This window comes from Kitasatospora sp. GAS204B, from assembly GCF_029892155.1.
Classification (GTDB): domain Bacteria; phylum Actinomycetota; class Actinomycetes; order Streptomycetales; family Streptomycetaceae; genus Kitasatospora.
The window spans coordinates 19135-43094 of the sequence record NZ_JARZAG010000017.1 but is presented as its reverse complement, the minus strand read 5'-3'; the positions used below and the strand labels follow the sequence as shown (position 1 = coordinate 43094).

The window sequence follows — 23960 nt, the reverse complement described above, 5'->3', positions numbered from 1 at the left end:
GGGAATCAGTCCTCCTGGTTGTGGGTTGGGGTGACACCAGTGGCCTCGGTGGCCTCGGCGAGCTTGGCGGCCAGGATCGGTCCGATCTGGGCCAGCGAGCCGGCTTGGGTCATCCGGTTGTGCCGGGTGGCGATCTCGTACGAGTCGATCCGGCCGGCGATGTAGGGGCGCCAGATCCCGGGCCCGGCGTTGTCCTCGGTCCGGTCGATCGTGGAGTTGAAGAGCAGCAGGTCTCCGTCGAACCTTCGGGGGACGAAGTCGACCGCCAGCTTCGCGTTGTTGATCATGATCTGGACGATGACCTCGATCTGCCGCTCCGTCAGGCCGGCCAGCGCGCTGCCCCGCCGGTTCAGGACCTCGGCGACCTCGCCGTAGGTCAGCGCCCGGTCGCCCAGCTCGTCCGGGTCGACGTCGAGCACACCGACCAGCACGTCCCGTTCGGTGGGCACCGGCACCTCCTCGAACTGCACGTCCTTCACCGGGTAGGCGTCGAGGATCGCCAGCAGTGCGGTGCGCTCACCGCGCGACTGGAGCTCGCAGGCGACCGCGTGGGCGATCAGCCCGCCGGCGGACCAGCCGAGCAGCAGGTACGGGCCCTCCGGCTGGATCTTGCGGATCTGGTCGACGTAGTCGGCCGCCATCTCCTCGTAGGACGCCGGCAGCGGTTCGGGCCGGCCGAGGCCGCGCGCCTGGATCGCGTAGAGCGGATGCTGGGGACCGACGTGGTTCAGCAGCCCGCTGTACGACCAGCTGATGCCGCCGCCGGGGTGGATGCAGAACAGCGGTGTCCCGTTCCCGGTGGTGCGCAGCGGCAGCACCACGTCCAGCGCGTCGCCGGGGTCGTTCATGACCAGGCGTTCGGTGAGCCCGGCCACGGTCGGCGCTTCGAACAGCGTGCGCAGGCCCACCTCGATGCCGAGGGTCTCGCGGACCCGGGAGACCAGGCGGGCCGCCAGCAGCGAGTGCCCGCCCAGGTCGAAGAAACTGTCGTCGATCCGCACCTGCTCCCGGCCGAGGACCTCGGCGAACAGGTCGCACAGCAGCTGCTCCTGCGGCGTACGCGGGCCGCGTCCGCCGCCCGGCGCACCGTAGTCGGGGGCGGGCAGGGCGGCCCGGTCCAACTTGCCGTTGGCGGTCAGCGGCAGCACGTCCACGGTGACGAACGCCGACGGCACCATGTAGTCGGGCAGTTCGCGGCGCAGCCGGTCGGACAGCTCGCCCGCCTCGGGCACCCCCTCGGGGGCGGCCACCAGGTAGCCGACGAGCCGCTTGTCGCCCGGCTGGTCCTCGCGGGCCACCACGGCCGCCTGGGCGACGCCCGGGCAGCTCGCCAGCACGGCCTCGATCTCGCCGGGCTCGATCCTCAGGCCCCGCAGCTTGACCTGGTGGTCGGCCCGTCCGGCGAACTCGAGCCCACCGTCGGCCCGCCACCACGCCAGGTCGCCGGTGCGGTACATCCGGCTCCCGGCCGGCCCGTACGGGTCCGCGGTGAACCGCTCGGCCGTCAGACCCGGGCGGCCGAGGTAGCCGCGGGCCACGCCCACTCCCGCGAGGTACAGCTCGCCGACCATGCCCGTCGGCACCGGCCGCAGGTGCTCGTCGAGCACGTAGGCACGCATGTTGGCCATCGGAGCACCGATCGGCACGGTCGCGGCGTCCTCGCAGAGGGTGCGCACCGGGTGCCAGGTGGCCAGGGTCGTGGCCTCGGTCGGCCCGTAGCCGTTGACCACCTCGATGCCGGGGCAGGCCGCGCGCACCCGGGCGACGGCGGCCGGGGAGACCACGTCACCGCCGGTCCAGACCTCGCGGACCCCGGCGAGCAGGCTCGGCCGCTCCTCGGCGACCAGGCGGAACAGGCCGGCTGTCAGCCACAGCCCGGTCACCCGGTGCTCACTGACCGTCTGCTGCAGCAGGTCGAGGTCGAGCCGCTCGGGCGGTGCGACCACGACCCGGCCGCCGTTGAGCAGCGGCACCCACAGCTCGTACGTCGAGAGGTCGAAGGCGGTCGGGGAGTGCATCAGCACCCGCTCGTGTCCGCCGCCGCGCCATTCGGGGGTGAGCGCGAGGCCCACCACGTCGCGGTGGGTGACGGCCACGCCCTTCGGCCGCCCGGTGGATCCGGAGGTGTACATGATGTACGCCAGCTGCCGGGGGTCGCAGGGGACTTCGAGTTCGGACGGGTCGGGCTCGGCCCGGAGCAGCGCGGTCAGCACGTCCTCGGTGAGCACCAGCGCGGCCCCGGTCTCCCGCAGGATCAGGTCGATGCGGGACGACGGGAAGCGCGAGTCGAGCGGCACGTAGGCGCCGCCCGCCTTGATGATCGCCAGGATCGCCACGACCAGCTCCGCCGAGCGCTCCAGCATGACCGCCACCGGTGTCTCCGGTCGCACGCCCTGACGGATCAGCGCCCGAGCGAGGTGATCGGCCCGGATGTCGAGTTCCCGGTAGGTCAGCTCGGTGCCGCCGGCCACGACCGCCACGGCGTCCGGGGTGGCCCGGACCTGGCGGGCGAACAGTTCCGGTACCGCGGCCTCGGGCAGCTCGGCGGCGACGCCCGTGGACTCGGACAGCTGCCGGCGGCGTTCCTCGCCGGACATGACGTCGATCCGGCTGATCGGCCGGTCCGGGTCGGCGACCGCCGTGCGCAGCAGTCGCGCCCAGCGGTCGAACAGCAGCTCCACGGTGGGCGCGTCGAACAGGTCGGTGGCGTACTCCACCGCGCCGATCAGGCCGTCGAGGCCGCCGTCCGGGCGGAACTGCTCGGCCAGGCTGAAGGTCAGGTCGACCCGCGCGGTTCCGGTCGGCGCCTCCAGGTGGCCGGTCTCCAGCCCCGGCAGCGCGAACTCGCCCAGCGGCGCGTTCTGCAGGGCCAACATGATCTGGAACAGGGGGTGGTGGGCCAGCGACCGCACCGGGTTGACCACCTCGACCAGGTACTCGAACGGCACGTCCTGGTGGTCGTACGCGGTGAGCGCCTTCTGCCGCACCCGGCCGAGCAGTTCGGCGAAGCCCGGGTCGCCGCCGGTGTCGGTGCGCAGCACCAGGGTGTTGACGAAGAAGCCGACGAGCTCGTCCAGCGCCTGGTCGGTACGGCCGGCGATCGGGCTGCCGATCGCGATGTCCGTGCCGGCACCGAGCCGGGTGAGCAGCGCGGCGAGACCGGCCTGGAGCACCATGAACAGGCTGGCGCCGCGCTCGGCGGCCAGGTCCCGCAGGGCCTGGTGCAGTTCGGCGTCCATCCTGACCACGACCCGGTCGCCCAGCTGGGAGGCCACCGGCGGGCGGGGCCGGTCGGCGGGCAACTGCACCTGCTGCGGCATACCGGTCAACTCATCTTTCCAGTATGCCAGTTGCCGCGCGAACAGGCTCTCCGGGTCGGCGGCGTCGCCGAGCAGATCGCGTTGCCAACGGGTGTAGTCGGCGTACTGCACCGGCAGCGGGGACCACTGCGGCTCATCGCCCCGGCAGCGCGCCGCGTAGGCCGCCGCGAGGTCGCCGGAGAGCGGGCCCATCGACCAGCCGTCGGCGGCGATGTGGTGCACCACGACCAGCAGCACGTGCCGGTCGTGGGCGAGCGCGTACAGCTCCGCCCGGACCGGCGGTTCTGCGGCGAGGTCGAAGCCGCGGCGGGCCGTGTCCGCCAGCCGTTCGGCCAGCCGGCTCTCGTCGAACTCGACCACCGGCAACTCCGGGTATGCCTGCGAAGCGCTCAGCACGACCTGGTACGGCACGCCGTCCGTCTCCCGGAAGACCGTCCGAAGGCTCTCGTGCCGGGCGATCACGTCCGCCAGCGCGGCGTGCAGGGCCGACCGGTCGAGTCCGCCGGTCAGGCTCAGTGCGAGCGGCATGTTGTAGGTGGCGCTCGGCCCGTCCATCCGGTGCAGGAACCACAGGCGGCGCTGGGCGAAGGACAGCGGCAGCAGCTCGGGACGCGGCTGGGCGGTCAGCGCGGGCCGCGCCGTTCCGGAGCCGTCGAGACGGGCCGCCAGCCCGGCCACGGTCGGGGTCTCGAACAGCGTCCGGACCTCCAGCTCCGCGCCGAGGGTCGCCCGGACCCGGGAGGCCAGGCGGGTCGCCAGCAGCGAGTGTCCGCCCAGGTCGAAGAAGCTGTCCTCGACACCGACCTGCGCCAGCCCGAGCACCTCGGCGAACAGCTCGGCGAGGAGCTGCTCCTGCGGGGTGCGCGGCGCCCGCCCGGCTCCGACCGAACCGAGGTCGGGAGCGGGCAGTGCGCGGCGGTCGAGCTTGCCGCTGGCCGTCAGCGGAAGCGTCTCCAGTGCCACGAACGCCGACGGGACCAGGTAGTCGGGCAGCCGCCCGCGCAGCCAGTCGCGGAGTTCGCCGATGAGGGCGGCGGTGTCGCGGCTGTCGGTCGGACGGTTGGTCAGCGACGAAAGGGTCCTGCCGGTGGCCCGGGCCGGCAGGTACGGCTCGACCGGGGAGCCGTGGTGCGCCCGCGGGTCGGCGAAGACGACGTCCACGGCGTCGGCCTGCGTCGGCGACCAGGTGACTCCCACCCGGAGGTCGAACTCCCGCCCGAGCGCGTGGAAGTCGTCCGGGTCGGGCAGGACGCCCTCCTCCGGGGCGTGCAGCTGTTCCAGCAGCTCGGCGAGCGAGCTGTCCCCGTTCTGCACCGCGCGGGCCAGGGCGGACTCCCGCACCACCCGGAGGTTGGGCACCCCGGTGACCCGCAGCACGTCCGCGAGCGGCTGGCCGAGCAGCTCGCGCAGCCCGGCCAGGCCGGCGACCTGCCGCCCCCACTCCAGCTCGACCGGCCGGCTCGTGGCTGCCGGAGCGGCCGGCGACTTGTGCAGCGTCACGTCGTAGCGGTAGCGGCTCAGTTCGTTGTGGTGCCGGCCGCGCTTGACCTCCACGGCCACCGCGCCGATGTCCGCACCGTGCTCCCGCAGGGCGGTGAAGAAGTCCGGGTCGACGAGAAGTTCCTTCTCGACCCGGAGGGCCTGCTCCACGGCGCGGCGCACCGTCGCGAGGTCGGCGTCGGCACCGCTCCGGTGCAGCTGGACGGCCGTGGCCAGCGGGCGCAGCAGCCGCAGGTTGCGGACGTCGCCGATGAAGAGCGCGCCGCCGGGGGCGAGCAGCCGCATCAGCTTCACGATCACGTCCGCGAGGTACTCGGCGGACGGGAAGTACTGCACCACCGAGTTGATCACGATGGTGTCGAACGTCCCGGTGGGCAGTTCGTCGGTGTCGTGCGCCGGGCGGGTCTGCAGCACGACGCGCTCGGCCAGGTCCCCCTGTCGGGCCACCTGGGCGGCCAGCGCGTCGATCGCGGTCGCGGAGAAGTCCGTCGCCCAGTACGTCTCGCAGTGCGGCGCGATCTGCGAGAGCAGCAGACCGGTGCCGACGCCGACCTCCAGCACCCGGCGGGGGCGCAGGGCCAGGATGCGGGAGACGGTCGCGTCCCGCCACTGCCTCATCTGCTCGACCGGGATCGGGCTCGCGTCGTAACTGCTGTTCCAGCCCACGAAGTTCTGGCCGAAGACGGCTTCCTCGGGGGTGATGGGCAGGGCGTCGTAGATGTCCTGCCACTCGCTCACGTGGTCGGCTTCGTGGCCGCTGTCCCGGAGCGCCTCCAGACGCGGGACGACGTAGCCGATGAGCCGGTCGTCCTGGGCGAGGACGGCGGCCCGGGCGACGGCGGGGTGCTCGGCCAGGGCCGCCTCGACCTCGCCGGGCTCGACCCGGAAGCCGCGCACCTTCGCCTGGTCATCGGCGCGGCCGACGTACTCCAGCTGTCCGTCGGTGCGCCAGCGCACCACGTCGCCGGTGCGGTACATCCGCTCGCCGTCGTTGCCGAACGGACAGGCGACGAAACGCCCCGCCGTCAGACCGGGCCGGTTCAGGTACCCGCGCGCCAGCCCGGCGCCGGCCACGTACAGCTCCCCCGGCACGCCCGGCGGCACCGGCCGCAGCCGCTCGTCCAGCACGTACACGCGGGCGTTGGCGATCGGACGGCCGATCGGCGGCACACCCGTCGCCGGGGACAGCGGGTCGCTCATCGTCGCGCACACCGTCGTCTCCGTCGGACCGTACGCATTGACCATCCGCCGGCCGGGCGCCCAGCGGTCCACCAGTTCCGGCGGGCATGCCTCACCCGCCACCACCAGCGTGGACACGGACAGCGAGTCCTCCGGCAGGGCGGCCAGGACGGACGGCGGCACGGTCACGTGGGTGACCGCCAGGCCCGGATCGGTCAGCGCGGCCACCGGCTCGGCTGCGGGCAGCACCAGGGCCGCGCCGCGCAGCAGGGCGGTGAAGATCTCCGACACCGAGGCGTCGAAGCTGGGCGAGGCGAACTGGAGCACCCGGCTGCCGGGTTCGATCGCGAACCGCTCGATCTGGGCCGCCACCAGACTGGCCACGCCTCCGTGGCCGACCACGACGCCCTTGGGGCGGCCGGTCGAGCCCGAGGTGTAGATCACGTACGCCGGATGCCGGACATCCAGCGCGACCACTGGATCGGTCTCCGGCCAGTCGGAGACCTCGGACACCAGCGCCGGATCGTCGACCAGCACCACCGGCCGCGCGTCCTCCAGCATGAACGCGATCCGCGCCCGCGGGTACGCCGGATCCACCGGCAGATACGCCGCCCCGGCCTTCAACACACCCAGGACCGCCACCACCGACTCCACCGACCGCGGCAACGCCACCGCCACCAACTGCTCCGGCCCCACACCCCGAGCGATCAGGGAATGCGCGAACCGGTTAGCCCGAGCATTCAACTCCCGATACGTCAACTCCAAACCGCCGCACACCAACGCGACCGCATCCGGCACCGCCGCCACCCGCACCGCGAAGGCCTGCGGCACCGGGACGGCGCCCACCTCACGGGCTGTCGCGTTGCCCCGCTCCAGCAGTTGGTGCCGCTCGTCCGTGTCGAGGAGGTCGATCCCTCCGATCGGCTGCTCCGGATCGGCGGTGACCGTCTCCAGCAGGAGCGTCCAGCGCCGGGCGAGGGCGGCGACCGTCGACCGGTCGAACAGGTCGGTGGTGTACTCCACCACGCCGACGATCCCGGCCGGACCGCCGTCCGGACCGAACTGCTCGGCGAGGCTCAGACCGAGGTCGAACTTGGCGGTTCCGGTGGCCACCGCGTAGGTGGTGACGTCCAGGCCGGGCAGCGAGAACCGGCCCATCGGCGCGTTCTGCACGGCCAGGATGGTCTGGAACAGCGGGTGGTACGACAGCGACCGGGACGGGTTCAACACCTCCACCAGGTGCTCGAACGGCACGTCCTGGTGCGCGAACGCCTCCAGCGCCGTCTCCCGCACCCGACCCAACAACTCGACGAACGACGGATCACCACTCGTGTCCGTCCGCAGCACCAGCGTGTTGACGAAGAACCCGACCAACTCGTCCAGCGCCTCATCCGTACGCCCCGCGATCGGACTCCCGATCGGAACGTCCGTCCCCGCACCCAACCGCGTGAACAGCGCGGCGAGACCCGCCTGCAACACCATGAACAGACTGGTGCCGGTACGCCGCGCCAACTCTGTCAGCGCCGCGTGCAGTTCGGGGCTCAGCTGCAGGCCGACCTGGTCCCCGCGCCAGCCCGCGACGGCCGGCCGCGGCCGGTCGGTGGGCAGCGGGAGCAGCTCCGGGAGACCGGCCAACTGGTGCTTCCAGTAGTCGAGCTGTTCGGCGAACCGGCTTTTCGGGTCGGCTGCGTCACCGAGCAGGTCGCGCTGCCACAGCGTGTAGTCGGTGTACTGGACCGGCAGGAGCGACCAACCCGGCGAGCGGCCCTCGCACCGGGCCGCGTACGCCTCGGCCAGGTCGCGGGCCAGCGGCCCGGTGGACCAGCCGTCGCCGGCGATGTGGTGCATCACCAGCAGCAGCACGTGCTCGTCCGGCGCGACCGCGAACAGCTCCGCCCGCAGCGGGGGTTCCGCCGCCAGGTCGAAGGGCTGCCGGGCGAACTCGGTGAGCCGCTCCGTCAGCTCGGCCTCCGACACCTCGGTCAGCCGCGCCCTGGGCCGGGCCGCGCCGGGGTGCAGGACGAGCTGGCACGGTACGCCGTCGACCTCCGGGAAGACCGTCCGCAGGCTCTCGTGCCGGTCCACCACGTCGGCCAGTGCCTCGTCCAGTGCCGCCCGGTCGAGCGTCCCGGTCAGTCGGAGCGCCAGCGGAATGTGGTAGGTCGCGGTGGTGCCGTCCATCCGGTGCAGGAACCAGAGCCTGCGCTGGGCGAAGGAGAGCGGCACAGCCTCGGGCCGCTGATGCGCGGTCAGCGCCGGGCGGGCGCGGCCCGCCTCGCTCAGCGCCGCGGCCAGGCCCGCCACGGTGGGCGCCTGGAAGAGCGCGCGCAGCTCCAGTTCCACGCCGAGCACCGAGCGCACCCGCGCGGCCAGCCGGGTGGCGAGCAGGGAGTGCCCGCCCAGCTCGAAGAAGTCGTCGTCGACACCGACCTGCGCCAGCCCGAGCACCTCCGCGAACAGCCCGCACAGGATCTGCTCCTGCGGCGTGCGCGGCACGCGCCCGGCTCCGGCCGAGCCGAGGTCGGGAGCGGGCAGCGCCGCCCGGTCCAGCTTCCCGTTCGGCGTCAGCGGCAACGCGTCCAGCACCACGAAGACGGCCGGGACCAGGTAATCCGGCAGGCGGCCGCGCAGGTGCGCGGCCAGCTCGTCAGGGCGAACCGCCACGTCGGGACGCACGGCCACGTAGCCGATGAGCCGGTCGTCCTGGGCGAGGACGGCGGCCCGCGCGACGGCGGGGTGCTCGGCCAGGGCCGCCTCGACCTCGCCGGGCTCGACCCGGAAACCGCGCACCTTCACCTGGTCGTCGGCGCGGCCGACGTACTCCAGCTGTCCGTCGGTGCGCCGGCGCACCACGTCGCCGGTGCGGTACATGCGCTCCCCGTCCGCGCCGAACGGGCAGGCGACGAACCGTCCCGCCGTCAGACCCGGCCGGTTCAGGTAGCCGCGCGCCAGACCCGGCCCCGCGACGTACAGCTCCCCCGGCACGCCCGGCGGCACCGGCCGCAGCCGCTCGTCCAGCACGTACACCCGGAAGCCCGCGACCGGTCGGCCGATCGGCGGCACACCGGCCGACGGCGACAGCGGCTCGCTCATCGTCGCGCACACCGTCGTCTCCGTCGGACCGTACGCGTTGACCATCCGCCGGCCGGGCGCCCAGCGATCCACCAGTTCCGGCGAGCAGGCCTCACCCGCCACCACCAGCGTGGTGGCCGTGAGCTCCGCGCCGTCCAGCGCGGCCAGGGCCGAGGGCGGCAGCGTCACATGGGTGACGTCGAGCCGGCGGTCCGTCAGGGACTCCAGCGGGGCCTCGGTCGGGGCCAGGACGAGGGCGGCACCGGTCAGCAGGGCGCTGCACAGGTCCCAGAAGGACGCGTCGAAGCTGGGCGAGGCGAACTGGAGCACCCGGCTGCCGGGCACCACGCCGAGCCGCTCGACCTGCGCCGCCACCAGGCCCGACACGCCGGCGTGGCTCACCGCCACGCCCTTGGGGCGGCCGGTCGAGCCCGAGGTGTAGATCACGTACGCCGGATGCCGGACATCCAGCGCGATCTCCGGATCGGTCTGCGGCCAGTCCCCTTCGGACACCAGCGCCGGATCGTCGACCACCACCACCGGCCGCGCGTCCTCCAGCATGAACGCGATCCGCGCCCGCGGGTACGCCGGATCCACCGGCAGGTACGCCGCCCCGGCCTTCAACACACCCAGGACCGCCACCACCGACTCCACCGACCGCGGCAACGCCACCGCCACCAACTGCTCCGGCCCCACACCCCGAGCGATCAGCGAATGCGCGAACCGGTTAGCCCGAGCGTTCAACTCCCGATACGTCAACTCCAAGCCGCCGCACACCAACGCGACCGCATCCGGCACCGCCGCCACCCGCACCGCGAACAGCTCCGGCAGGCTCGCCGTGGCCTCCCCCTCCTCCACGGCGGGGAGCAGCTCACCGCTCTCCTCGGCGGACAGCAGGTCGATCCTGCCGATCCGCTGGTCCGGAGCGACCGCGGCCGCGGCCAGCAGCCTGGTCCAGCGGGCGACCAACGTCTCGACCGTCGCGCGGTCGAACAGGTCGGTGCTGTACTCGACCGCGCCGCTGAGCCCGGCCGCCGCGCCGTCGGGCCCGTACTCCTCCGCGAGGCCGAAGGTCAGGTCGAGCCGCGAAGTCCCGGTGGGCACTGCCACCCCGGAGACCCGGAGGCCGGGGAGGTCGAAGTCGCCGCCCGGCGCGTTCTGCACGACCAGCCCGGTCTGGAACAGCGGGTGGTACGACAGCGACCGGGACGGGTTCAACACCTCCACCAGGTGCTCGAACGGCACGTCCTGGTGCGCGAACGCCTCCAGCGCCGTCTCCCGCACCCGACCCAACAGCTCCACGAACGACGGATCACCACTCGTGTCCGTCCGCAGCACCAGCGTGTTGACGAAGAACCCGACCAACTCGTCCAGCGCCTCATCCGTACGCCCCGCGATCGGACTCCCGATCGGAACGTCCGTCCCCGCACCCAACCGCGTGAACAGCGCGGCGAGACCCGCCTGCAGCACCATGAACAGCGTCGCACCCGAGCGCCGCGCCAACTCCACCAGAGCAGCGTGCAGTTCGGCGTCGATCCGGATGTCCAGCAGGTCGCCGCCGTACGACATGGCGGCCGGACGCGGCCGGTCGACAGGCAGCTGCAGTTGCTCGGGCAGCCCCGCCAGCGCCTCGCTCCAGTAGCCGACCTGGCGGGCGAACACGCTGTCGGCGTCGTGCTCGTCGCCGAGGATCTCGTGCTGCCACAGGGTGTAGTCGCCGTACGTCACCGGCAGCGCCGGCCACGCGGGTGTCCCGCCGCCCTGCCGGGTGGCGTAGGCGGTGGCGAGGTCGTGGGCCAGCGGGCCCATGGACCAGCCGTCACCGGCGATGTGGTGCATCACCAGCAGCAGCACGTGCTCGTCCGGCGCGACCGCGAACAGCTCGGCCCGCAGCGGCACCTGCGAGGTCAGGTCGAAGCCGCGCACCGCCGCCTCGCGCAGCAGGGCCGGCACCTCAGCCTCGCCGGCCGCACGCACCGTCAGCGGGACGGCGACCTCGGCGGCGTCCAACACTCGCTGGTGCGGGATTCCGGCCGTCTGCGGGAAGACCGTACGCAGGGTCTCGTGCCGGGCCACCACGTCCGCAAGCGCGGCGCTCAAGGCGGCCCGGTCGAGGTCGCCGGACAGCCGCAGCGCCAGCGGCATGTGGTAGGTGGCGCTCGGTGCGCCGAACTGCTGGAGGAACCAGAGTCGGCGCTGGGCGAACGACAGCGGCATCGGCTCGCGACGGGGCCGCGGCACCAGGGCCTGCCGCGCGGTGCCCGCGCCGTGCAGCCCGGCCGCGAGCCCGGCGGGCGTCGGCGTCCGGAACAGGCCGCGCAGCTCCAGCTCGACGCCGAGAGTCGCCCGGACCCGCGACATCAGGCGGGTGGCGAGCAGGGAGTGCCCGCCGAGGTCGAAGAAGTCGTCGTCGACCCCGACCCGCGGCAGGCCCAGGACCTCGGCGAACAGCTCGCACAGGATCTGCTCCTGCGGGGTGCGCGGCGCCCGCCCGGCTCCGGCCGAGCCGGGGTCGGGAGCGGGCAGCGCCGCCCGGTCCAACTTCCCGTTCGGCGTCAGCGGCAGCGCGTCCAGCAGCACGAACGCCGACGGCACCAGGTAGTCCGGCACCCGCTCGCGCAGGTACGCCGCCAGTGCCTCCCCGGTGGCCGGTTGCTGCGTCGAGGCCACCGCGTACGCGACGATCCGGGTCTCGCCCGGCTTGTCCTCGCGGGCGAGCACCGCGACCTGGGCGACGCCCGGGTGCGCGGTCAGCTCCGCCTCGATCTCGCCCGGCTCGACCCGGAAACCACGCACCTTCACCTGGTGGTCCACCCGGCCGGCGAACTCCAGCTCGCCGTCGGCGCGCCAGCGGACCAGGTCCCCGGTGCGGTACATCAGCGAGCCTGCCGGACCGTACGGGTCGGCCACGAACCGCCCAGCCGTCAGCCCAGGCCGGTTCAGATAGCCGCGGGCCAGCCCCGCCCCGGCCAGGTACAGCTCGCCCGTCACCCCCGGGGCGACCGGCTGAAGGGCCGAATCCAGCACGTACGCGCGGCAGTTGGCGATCGGTCGGCCGATCGGCACCGGCAGCGGGCAGTCGGCGGGGTCGGCCGGCAGCGGGTACGCGGTGATCACATGGGTCTCGGCGGGCCCGTAGTGGTTGTGCAGCGTCCGGCCCGGGCGACGGGCCTGGAACCGGCGCACCGCGCCGCCGAGGCGCATCGCCTCGCCGGCCTGTGCGACCAGCCGCAGACTCGGCAGCTCCAGCCCGGCCTCCTCGGCGGCCTCGGCCAGCGCCTCGACCACCAGGTTGGGCGCGAACAGCTCGGCGACCTGGTGCCGGTCGAGCCAGTGCGCGAACAGCTCGGCGCTACGGCGCTGCTCCTCGGTCGGCACGACCAGGGTCTTGCCGTACAGGAGCGCGGAGAGCAGCTCCTGCACCGAGACGTCGAAGCTGATCGCGGTGAACTGCGCGGTCCGCGTGCCGGGTTCGCCGCCGACAGCGTTGTGGTGCCACGCCAGCAGGTTCAGCAGGCCGGCGGCGGGCATCACCACGGCCTTGGGCCGGCCGGTGGAGCCGGAGGTGTAGATGACGTAGGCCGGGTGCCGCGGGTCCACGGAGACGGCCGGATCGTGCTCCGGCTGCTCCCCGTCCGGTGTGACGGCCGCGAGGTCGTCGAGGACGACGGCCGGCCGCGCGTCCTGAAGCATGTACGCGATGCGGGCGGCCGGGTAGTCCGGGTCGATCGGCAGGTACGCGGCCCCCGTCTTGAGCACCGCGAGGACGGCGACCACCAGCTCGGCCGAGCGCGGGAGCCGCAGGGCGACGACCTGCTCCGGCCCCACCCCCCGGGCGATCAGCGCGTGCGCCAGGCGGTTGGCCCGGCGGTTCAGCTCGCGGTACGTCAGCACGGTGTCCTCGAACACCACCGCCGGGGCCTGCGGGGTCGCCCGGACCTGTGCCTCGAACAAGGCTGGCAGGGCGTCGGCGGGAACCGGTCGGGCGGTGTCGTTGCGTGCCACCAGCAGCTCGTGCCGCTCCTCGGCGGTGAGGACGTCGATCCGGCTCAGCGGCCGGTCCGGCTCGGCGACCACCGCCGCCAGCAGGCGCAGCCACCGGGCGACCAGCGCCTCCACCGTGGTGTGGTCGAACAGGTCGGCGCTGTACTCGACCCGCCCGACGATGCCCTCGGCCGGCCCGCCGGCAGAGCCGCGCTCCAGCAGGTGGAAGCCGAGGTCGAACATCGCCGTGGGCGTCCGGACCAGAAGGATCTCGGCGCCCAGACCGCTCAGCTCGAACTCGGTGCGGGGCACGTTCTGCAGCGCGAGCAGCACCTGGAACAGCGGCTGGCGGGCGAGCGACCGGGACGGGTTGAGGGCCTCGACGACGTGCTCGAACGGCAGGTCCTGGTGCGCGTACGCGGCCAGCGCGCCCTCCCGGACCCGGGCCAGCAGCTCGGCGAACGACGGGTCGCCCGAGGTGTCGGTCCGCAGCACCAGGGTGTTGACGAAGAAGCCGACCAGGTCGTCCAGCGCCTGGTCCGTCCGGCCGGCGATCAGGCTGCCGACCGGGATGTCGTCGCCGGCGCCGAGCTTGTCCAGCACCGCCGCCAGCGCGGCCTGCAGCACCATGTAGACGCTGGCCCCGTGCTTCCGGCCCAGGCGCACCAGTGCGCCGTGCAGTTCCGCGTCCAGGTCGATCGCCAGGTGCCCACCACGGTAGGAGGCCGTCGCCGGGCGGGGCCGGTCGGCGGGCAGCCGGATCTGCTCGGGCAGGCCGGCCAGCCGCTCCGTCCAGTAGGCCGACTCCCGGGCGAACAGGCTCGTGGGATCGTCGCGGTCCCCGAGCAGCCGCTCGTGCCACAGGGTGTAGTCGGCGTACTGCACCGGCAGCGGCGCCCATCGCGGTTCCTCGTGCCGGCGACGCGCCGCGTACGCGGTGGCCAGGTCGGCGGCCAGCGGGCCGAGCGACCAGCCGTCACCGGCGATGTGGTGCACCACCAGCAGCAGCACGTGCTCGTCGGCGGAGAGCTCGAACAGCTCGGCGCGCAGGGGCGGTTCGGCCGCGAGGTCGAAGCCGCGCACGGCAGCGCGGGCCAGCAGCTCCGTCAGGCTCGTCTCGTCGGCCGGGGTGACCGGCAGTTCCGGCCGCACCGTCCCGGCGGCCAGCACCTGCTGGTACGGGACGCCGTCCACCACGCGGAAGACCGTGCGCAGGGTCTCGTGGCGGTCGGCGACGTCGCCGAGGGCCGCCTCCAGGGCCACCCGGTCCAGCGGGCCGGAGAGCCGCCACGCCAGCGGCATGTGATAGCTCGACCCGGTGCTCTCCAGCTGGTGCAGGAACCACAGCCGCCGTTGGGCGGACGACAGCGGGACCCGGTCGGGCCGCGCCGCCCGCTCCATGGCGGGCCTGGCCCGCCCTGCGCCGCCCAGCCCGGCGGCCAGCCCGGCCACCGTCGGGGTCCGGAACAGGGCGTGCAGGGTCAGCTCCACACCCAGGGTCGCGCGGACCCGGGCCAGCAGGCGGGTGGCGAGCAGGGAGTGCCCGCCCAGGTCGAAGAAGTCGTCGTCGAGGCCGACCTCCGGCAGGCCCAGCACCTCGGCGAACAGCCCGGCGAGGACCTGCTCCTGGGGGGTGTGCGGAGCCCCCCCGGTCCGCAACCCGGTGACGTCCGGCTCGGGCAGGGCCCGGCGGTCCAGCTTGCCGTGGGCGGTCAGCGGCAGGCCGTCCAGGGAGACGAACGCGGCGGGCACCATGTAGTCGGGAAGCCGCTCGCGCAGGTGGGCGCGCAGCTCGTCCGGCTGGAGCTCCGCCCCGATGGCGGGCACCAGGTAGGCAACCAGGCGGGTGTCCTCTGCACGATCCTTCCGGGCGATCACGGCGACCTGGCCGATCCGCGGGTGCTCGGCCAATGCCGTCTCGATCTCGCCGAGTTCGATCCGGAAGCCGCGCACCTTCACCTGGTCGTCGGTGCGGCCTACGTACTCCAGCTCGCCGTCGGCGCGCCGGCGGACCAGGTCGCCCGTGCGGTACATGCGTTGGCCCGCCGGGCCGAACGGGCAGGCCACGAACCGCCCGGCGGTGAGCCCGGGCCGGTTCAGGTACCCCCGCGCCACGCCCGGGCCCGCGACGTACAGCTCCCCGGCCATGCCCGGCGGTACCAGGCACAACCGCTCATCCAGCACGTACGCCCGGAAACCGGCGATCGGACGGCCGATCGGCGGCACACCCGCCCCTGGCGACAGCGGTGCGCTCATCGTCGAGGCCACCGTTGTCTCCGTCGGACCGTACGAGTTGATCATCTTCCGCCCCGGCGCCCACCGCGCCACCAGATCCGGCGTGCACGCCTCACCCCCCACCGTCAGCGTGGAGACGGTCACGTCCTCCGGCCGCAGCGCCGCCAGCACGGACGGCGGCACGAGCACATGGGTGAGCGCGAGACTTGCGTCGGTCAGCGCGGCGACCGGCTCAGTCGCGGGCGCCAGCACCAGGGCCGCGCCGCTCAGCAGGGCCGCGAAGATCTCCCATACCGAGGCGTCGAAGCTCGCTGACGCGAATTGGAGCACCCGGCTGCCGGCGTCGATGCCGAGCCGCTCGACCTTCGCGGCCACCACACCCGGCACGCCGAGGTGGCTCACCATCACGCCCTTGGGCCGACCGGTCGAACCCGAGGTGTAGATCACATACGCCACGTTGTCGGGCTCGACGTGGATCCCGGGGTCGGTGTCCGCCAGCCCGTCCGACTCGGCTCCGGCGTCGAGCAGCAGCCGGTCGAGCCCCGCCGCGCCCGGCAGGGTCGCGTCGAGGCCGACGGTGGTGACCAGCAGGGCCGGCCGGGCGTCGTCGAGCAGGTACGCGATCCGGGCCGCCGGGTATTTCGGGTCGATCGGCAGGTACGCGGCCCCGGCCTTGTGCACCGCGAGGATGGCGACCACCAGCTCCGCCGAGCGCGGCAGGGCCAGCGCCACCAGCTGCTCCGGACCCACCCCCCGGGAGATCAGGGCATGCGCGAGCCGGTTGGCCCGGGCGTCCAGCTGACCGTATGTCAGCGTGAGATCCGCGCTCACCACGGCCACCGCCTCGGGCCGTTCCTCGACCACGGCCCGGAACAGGGCGGGCAGGCTCGCGGCGGGCGACGGGTGTGCCAGGTCACCGGCGGCCGACAGCAGCTCGCGGCGCTCCTCGGCGGACAGCAGGTCGAACCGGCCGAGCCGCTGCTGCGGGTCGGCGACGGCCGCGGTCAGCAGCCGCACCCAGCGCGCGGCCATCGTTTCGACGGTGGCCGGGTCGTACAGGTCGCTCGCGAACTGGACGAACGCGTCGATCCCGGCCGGGGAGCCGTCCTCCGCGTGCCGCTCGGCGAGCGAGAAGAGCAGGTCGAACTTGGACGTGGTCGTGGTCAGTTCCACCTCGGCGGCCCGCAGGCCGGGCGGGGCGAACTCGGCGCGGACGTTGTTCTGCAGCACCAGCATGACCTGGAACAGCGGGTGGTGGGAGAGCGACCGGGACGGGTTGAGCGCCTCGACCAGGTACTCGAACGGCAGGTCCTGGTTGGCGTACCCGGCCAGCGCAGTGTCCCGGACCCGGGCGAGCAGCTCGGCGAAGGTCGGGTCGCCCGAGGTGTCCGTCCGGAGCACGAGGGTGTTGACGAAGTAGCCGACCAGCTCGTCCAGCGCCTGGTCCGTCCGGCCGGCCGTCAGACTGCCGACCGGGACGTCGTCGCCCGCGCCGAGCCGGTGCAGCAGCGCCGCCAGCCCGGCCTGGAGCACCATGAACAGGCTGGTACCGGTGGTGCGTGCGAGCTCGCGCAGGCCGCGGTGCAGCTCCGCGTCCAGCTCGGCCCGGACGAAACCGCCCCGATGCGAGGCGACCGCCGGCCGGGGCCGGTCGGCGGGCAGCTGCAGCTGCTCCGGCAGGTCGGCCAACTGCCTTGTCCAATAGGCCGATTGATGGGCGAACGGGCTGCCGCTGTCGGTGGCCTCGCCGAGCAGCTCGTGCTGCCACAGGGTGTAGTCGGCGTACTGGACGGCCAGCGGCGCGCGGCGCGGCTCCTCGCCCCGGCAGCGGGCCGCGTAGGCCTCTGCGAGGTCGGCGGCCAGCGGACCGAGAGACCATCCGTCGCCGGCGATGTGGTGGAGCACCAGCAGCAGCACGTGCTCGTCCGGCGCCAGCTCGAACAGCTCCGCGTGCAGCGGCAGTTCGGTTTCGAGGTCGAACGGGTGGGTCAGCGCCACAGTCAGCGCGCCGGACAGCCCGGCCTCCGTCGTCCGGCGCACGGCGAGACCCGGGCGGGCCGCCACGACGTCCAGCACCCGCTGGTACGGCACGCCGTCCACCACCGGGAAGACCGTCCGCAGGGCCTCGTGCCGGGCCACCAGGTCCGTCACGGCCGCCTGCAGCGCCTCCCGGTCGAGCCGGCCGGACAGCCGCCAGGCCAGGGGGATGTGGTAGTTCCCGCTGTCGCCCTCCAGCTGGTGCAGGAACCACAGCCGCCGCTGCGCGAACGACAGCGGGAGCTGCTCGGGCCGCAGGAACGGCGCCAGCGCCGCCTGCGCGGGACCGGCGGCCACCAGGGCGGCGGCCAGGCCGGCCGGGGTCGGCGCCTCGAACAGGGTGCGCAGCTCCATCTCGACACCGAGCGTCGCGCGGATCCGGGCGGCCAGCCGGGTGGCCAGCAGCGAGTGCCCGCCCAGGTCGAAGAAGCCGTCCTCGACACCCACCGGCGCCACCCCGAGGACCTCGGCGAACAGCTCGCAGAGGACCTGCTCCTGCGGGGTGCGCGGCGCGCGGCCGGTGCCCGTGGGGGCGAGGTCGGGAGCGGGCAGGGCCCGGTGGTCCAGCTTGCCGTTGGCGGTCAGCGGCAGCGCCTCCAGCACCACGAACGCCGACGGCACCATGTGCTCCGGCAGCCGCCCGGCCAGGTGCGCGCGCAGGTCGGCCGGGCGCGGTGCGGTGCCGGTGGCGGGCACCAGGTAGGCGACCAGCCGGGTGTCGTCCACCCGGTCCTGCCGGGCCAGCACGGCGACCTGGGCGACGCCGGGGTGCGCGGCGAGTGCCGCCTCGATCTCGCCGAGCTCGATCCGGAAGCCGCGCACCTTCACCTGCTGGTCGGCCCGGCCGACGTAGCGCAGGCTGCCGTCCGCCGCCCGGCGCACCACGTCGCCGCTGCGGTACATGCGGGAGCCGGCCGGCCCGAACAGGTCGGCCACGAACCGCCCGGACGTCAGACCGGGCCGGTTCAGGTAGCCGCGCGCCAGGCCCGGGCCCGCGACGTACAGCTCGCCCGCGACGCCCGGGGCGACCGGGCGCAGGCCGTCGTCGAGGACGTACGTCCGCAGGTCCGGGATCGCGGTGCCGATCTGGCCGGCCGGGATGCCGGACCGGTCGAGTGCCGCGTGGGTGACGTGCACCGTGGTCTCGGTGATGCCGTACATGTTGACCAGCCGCGGCCCGTCGTCCGGGTGCCGCTCGTACCAGCTCGCGAGCCGGGCGGGCTCCAGCGCCTCGCCGCCGAAGACCACCGTGCGCAGGGCGAGTTCACGGCCGGTCTCAGGCGCCTCGACGTCCGCCTGGATCAGCTGGTAGAAGGCGGACGGCGTCTGGTTGAGCACGGTCACCCGCTCGCGGGCGAGCAGTTCCAGGAACCGGCCGGGCGAGCGGCTGGTCTCGTGGTCCACGACCACCAGCCGGCCGCCGTGCAGCAGCGCGCCCCACAGCTCCCACACCGAGAAGTCGAAGGCGTAGGAGTGGAAGAGCGTCCAGACGTCCTCGGCGGAGAAGCCGAACAGTTCCCGGGTGGTGTCGAACAGCCGCACCACGTTCCGGTGCGGGACCACGACGCCCTTGGGGTCGCCGGTGGAGCCGGAGGTGTGGATGACGTAGGCCGGGTGCCCGGGGTCGACCGGGACCGCCGGGTCCGTGTCCAGCAGCCCGTCCAGTCCCTCGGCGTCCAGCAGCAGCCGGTCCACCACCTCCGCGCCCGGCAGGTCGCCGATCCGGCTGGTCGTCACGAGCAGCGCGGGCCGGGCGTCCTGGAGCAGGTAGGCGATCCGTGCCGCGGGGTACTCCGGGTCCACCGGCACGTACGCGGCGCCGGCTTTGAGCACCGCGAGGATCGCGACCACCAGCTCGGCCGAGCGCGGCAGGGCCACCGCCACCAGCTGCTCCGGCCCCACTCCCCGCTCGATCAGGACGTGCGCGAGCCGGTTGGCCCGGGCGTTCAACTCCTGGTACGTCAGCGACACTTCGCCGCTCACCACGGCGGTCGCGGCCGGGTTCGCCCGTACCTGCCGCTCGAAGAGCGCGGTGATACCGCTCACCGACAGCTCGCCGTCCCGGCCTTCACCGGCCGGCAGCAGCGCGCGGAGCTCGTCGGCGGACAGGACGTCCACCCGGCCGATCGCCCGGCCGGGGTCGGCGACCACGGCCCGCAGCAGCCGGAGCCACCGCTCGACGATCCCCGCCACGGTGGCCGCGTCGAACAGGTCGGTGCTGTACTCCACCAGGACCGACAGCCCGTCCGCACCGGGCTGTTCGGTCACCATGAAGGTCAGGTCGCACTTGGCCGTCCCGGTGTGGACCAGGTCGGTCGCCACCCGCAGCCCCGGCAGCTCGAACGCGCCCAGCGGCGCGTTCTGCAGGGCGAGCATGGTCTGGAACAGCGGGTGGTGCGACAGCGACCGGGCCGGGTTCAGCGCCTCCACCAGGTGCTCGAACGGCACGTCCTGATGCGCGTACGCGGCCAGCGCGTCGGCACGCACCCGGCCCAGCAGCTCGGTGAACGACGGGTCGCCCGACAGGTCGGTGCGCAGCACCAGGGTGTTGACGAAGAATCCGACCAGGTCGTCCACGGCCTCGTCGGTGCGCCCGGCGATCGGCGTGCCGATCGGGACGTCGGTGCCCGCGCCGAGCTTGCCCAGCAGGGCGGCCAGTCCGGCCTGGAGCACCATGAAGAGGCTGGCCCCGCCGTCCCGGGCGAGCGCTCGCAGGCCCTGGTGCAGCTCGGCATCGATCCGCACCGGCAGGTGGGCGCCCCGGTAGGACATCGCCGCCGGCCGGGGCCGGTCGAACGGCAGTTCCAGCTGCTCGGGCAGGCCCGCCAGCTGCTCGCTCCAGTAGGCCAGTTGACCGCTCAGCAGGCTGTCCGGGTCCGAGGCGTCGCCGAGCAGTTCCCGCTGCCACAGGGCGTAGTCGGCGTACTGGACCGGCAGCGGCGACCACTGCGGCTTCGCCCCGTCGGATCGGGCCGCGTAGGCGGTCGTCAGATCCTGCGAGAGCGGCCCCATCGACCAGCCGTCACCGGCGATGTGGTGCACCACGAGCAGCAGTACGTGCTCCTGCGGTCCCAGCTGGAACAGTTCGGCGTGCAGCGGCGGTTCCTCGGCGAGCTCGAAGCCGTACCGGGCCGCCTGCGCCAGCAGGGGAGGCAGCCCGCGCTCGCCGACCTCGGTCACCCGCAGCCGCGGCCGGGCCTCGTCGGGGTCCAGCACCCGCTGGCACGGCACGCCGTCGACCGTCGGGAAGGTGGTGCGCAGGCTCTCGTGCCGCTCGACCACGTCCGCCAGGGCGGCCTCCAGGGCCCGCTGGTCCAGGTTTCCGGACAGCCGCAGCGCCAGCGGGATGTTGTACGTGGCGCTCGGGCCCTCCAAGCTGTGCAGGAACCACAGTCGGCGTTGCGCGAAGGACAGCGGGACCGTCTCCGGCCGCTCGCGCCGGTCGAGCGCGGGCCGCGCCCGGCCCGCGACGTCCACCGCCGCCGCCAGTTCCGCCACCGTCGGAGCGTCGAACAGGTCGCCCAGCCGCAGCTCCACGCCGAGGGTCGTCCGCGCCCGGGCGACCAGCCGGGTGGCCAGCAGCGAGTGCCCGCCGAGGTCGAAGAAGCTGTCGTCCAGCCCGGGCTCGGACACCCCGAGGACCTCGGCGAACAACCCGACGAGCAGGTGCTCGGTCGCGGTGCGCGGAGCGCGGCCTGGCGTGGCGGGCTGCGACTCGGGCGCGGGGAGGGCCCGGCGGTCGAGCTTGCCGTTCGGGGTCAGCGGCAGTGCGTCCAGGACCACGAACGCCGACGGCACCATGTACTCCGGCAACCGCTCCCGCAGCCGGGCCCGCAGGGCGTCCGGCTGGACGACCTGACCCGCCACAGGAACGGCGTAGGCGACCAGGCGGGGTTCCGCCTCGGCACGCACCGTCACGGCGGCCCGGGCGACCTGGGGGTGTTCGGCGAGGACGGCCTCGATCTCGCCGAGCTCGACCCGGAAGCCGCGGATCTTGACCTGGTCGTCACTGCGGCCGAGGAACTCCAGGTTCCCGTCCGGGTTCCACCGCACCAGGTCCCCGGTGCGGTACATCCGCGATCCGGACGGCCCGAACGGGTCCGCCACGAACCGCCCGGCGGTCAGGCCCGGCCGGTCGAGGTAGCCACGGGCCAGCCCCGCGCCCGCGATGTACAGCTCACCCGCCGCGCCGGTCGGCAGCGGCCGCAGGGCGCCGTCGAGCACGTGCAGCCGGGCGCCCGTGACAGGTCGGCCGATGACCGGGCGCGGGCTCGAACCCACCAGCGCGGCCACCGAGTTGACGGTGCACTCGGACGGCCCGTAGAGATTGAGGCAGGCGACGTCCTCGGCCGCCCGCAGCTGCTCCCACAGCCGTTCCGGGACGGCCTCGCCACCCGCCGCAACCAGCGCCGGGCGCCACCGCGGGTCGCTCAACAGACCGTGGGCGACCAGGACTTGGAGGTAGGACGGGGTGGCTTCGACGAAGTCCAGTGCGTTCCGCGCGGCGTAGTCGACGAAGGCGTCCGGGTCGGTCCAGGTCGCGTGGTCCAGGACGTGCAGCTCGTGGCCCCCGAAGAGGGCGAGCAGCTGGTTCCAGGAGGCGTCGAAGGACACCGAGGTGGTCAGCGCGACCCGCAGCCGCCGCCCCTCCTTCAGCAGCGGCGCGAACTGCACCTGCCGGAGGTCGGTGAGCAGGTTGAGCAGCCCGCCGTGGGTCGCCAGCACGCCCTTGGGCCGTCCGGTGGAGCCGGAGGTGTAGATGACGTACGCCGGGTGGCCCGGGTCGACGGCCACCATCGGGTCGGCCGCCGGGCGGTCGGCGACCAGCGCGGCCGTCTCCGGGTCGTCGAGCACCAGCCGGCCGACCAGACCGGCCCCGGGCAGCCGCTGCGCGCTGCGGGAGTCGGTCACGAGCAGGGTCGGTCGGGCGTCGTCGAGCAGGTGGACGATCCGGGCGGCCGGGTACTCCGGATCGACCGGGACGTACGCCGCGCCGGTCTTCAGCACCGCGAGGACGGCCACCACCAGCTCGGCCGAGCGCGACAGGGCCACCGCCACCAGCCGCTCCGGGCCCGCGCCCCGGTTGATCATGGCCTGCGCCAGCCGGTTGGCCCGGGCGTCCAGCTCCGCGTACGTCAGCGAGACGTCGCCGCAGACCAGCGCGGTGAGGTCCGGGGTCGCCCGGACGTGCTCCCGGAACAGCTCCGGCAGGCTCGCGGCCGGGGCCTGGGCCGCCCGCCCGGTGCCGACCTCCGCCGACTCGCGGTGCTCCTCGGCGGTGAGCAGTTCGATCCGGCCCAGCGGCATGTCCTGGTCGCAGTCCGCGATGGTGTCCAGCAGCGCGAGCAACCGCCGCTGGTGGGCGGCGAGGTGGTCGGGGCCGTACGCCTCCGGCGAGCCGTGCAGGCGCAGCAGCGGCGGATTGCCGTCCCGGTAGTCGAACACCCAGACGGCGAGGTCGGTGGTCGAGCCCGACACGAAGTGGTGCACGGAGGCGGGGTGCCCGGCGAAGCTCGGCCGGGAGTTGAAGGCCATGATGTTGACGATCAGCGGGAACGCCGTCCCGATGCCGCCGGGCGCGCCGAGGTCGCGCAGCAGGTCCTCGCTGCGGTAGCGCTCGTGCGCGACGGCCGTCTCGACCTCCCGCACCGTCTGGGCGACGAGCTCGCGCCAGGGCATGTCCGGCCGCACCGTCAGCCGCAGCGGCACCACGTTGGACATCGTGCCGGGCACGGCCGTCAGGTCGCGGTCGGCGCCCCGGCGGGCGGTGACGGGCATGGCGAGCACCACGTCCTGGGTGCCGGTCAGCCGGTGGGCGTAGAGCGCCGTCGCCGCGATCAGCAGCCGGGACCACCGGACGCCGGCCCGGTCGGCTGCCGCCCGCAGGGCGTCCGGACGCCGCAGCTCCCGTTCCTCGGCCAGCCGGAGGGCCAGGTTGGGGTCGGTCGGGGAGGCGTCGGTGAGCCGGGTGGGGGCGGGCCGGTCCGCGAAGCGCTCCGTCCAGTAGGCGCGGTCGGCGGCGAAGTCGGTGGACGCGCGGTAGGCGGCGTCGCTGTCGACCAGGTCCCTCAGCGCGCCGAACGGGCACGGCGGCACGGCGCCGCCCTCAGCCAGCGCCGAGTACACCTCGCCGACCCGCTGCCGGACCAGCGAGCTGCTCAGCGCGTCCAGCACCACGTGGTGGTAGTTCAGGTACCAGAGGTACTCGGTCGGCGACAGCCGGATCAGCGCGTGCCCGAACAGCGGGTCACGGGCGAGGTCGAGCGGGCGCAGCAGGTCCCGTTCCATCCACTCCAGGGCCGCCGCACGGGGGTCGGGTTCCCCGCCGAGGTCGAGGTGCGCCGGCGCCCAGTCCCAAGTCTCCCGCAGGACCTGGCGCGGGCCCTCGCCGTCGTCGACGAAGCTCACGTGCAGGGCGTCGACCTCGTCGACCACCCGGCGCAGCGCGGTCTCGAACAGCTCCCGGTCCACCGGTCCGTGGATCTCCAGGCACTCGCCGACGCGGTAGCCCGGGATCGGGGCCTTGGACCGCTGCTCGGCGAGCCAGATCTCGCGCTGGGCAGCTGTCAGGGGAAGGGCCTCGCCATCGCGACGGGACAAGGGGGTACCTCCAGAAGTGTGGGCAGGCGTGGT

General features: G+C 73.9%; 1 protein-coding gene. It reads right to left on the bottom strand.

The window, feature by feature from the left end; all coding sequences use genetic code 11:
* Positions 1-5: 5 nt before the first annotated feature.
* On the bottom strand, positions 6-23927 hold the full coding sequence (locus P3T41_RS22635; RefSeq protein ID WP_280691823.1) for a non-ribosomal peptide synthase/polyketide synthase: 23922 nt from the start codon (positions 23925-23927) through the stop codon (positions 6-8).
* Positions 23928-23960: the final 33 nt, after the last annotated feature.